Annotated in this window: 1 protein-coding gene; it reads left to right on the forward strand. The window is 44.7% G+C overall.

Annotation, left to right across the window (positions count from 1 at the left end; all coding sequences use genetic code 11):
* Nucleotides 1-65: 65 nt before the first annotated feature.
* A partial coding sequence (locus tag LKK83_RS03210) for a group II intron maturase-specific domain-containing protein (protein WP_324629395.1) occupies nucleotides 66-219 on the forward strand: 154 nt, incomplete at its 3' end.

Here is a 219-nt window from a genome sequence, read left to right on the forward strand (position 1 = left end):
CTGGGAAAGACACACACAGTAATCCACTAGGCTTCAAAACTATCATCAAACCCAGCAATCAAGCCATCAAAACCCACTACAGGAAACTGAAAGGGATAGTAGACTCACACAGCACAGTACCGCAAGAGGGGTTAATAAGACGCCTCAACCCGGTCATCAGAGGGTGGAGCAACTATTACTCAACAGTAGTGTCTAAAGAAGCTTTCTCTCAAATGGATA

It is taken from the genome of Phormidium sp. CCY1219 (genome assembly GCF_035615515.1).
In the GTDB taxonomy this organism is placed as follows: domain Bacteria; phylum Cyanobacteriota; class Cyanobacteriia; order Cyanobacteriales; family Laspinemataceae; genus CCY1219.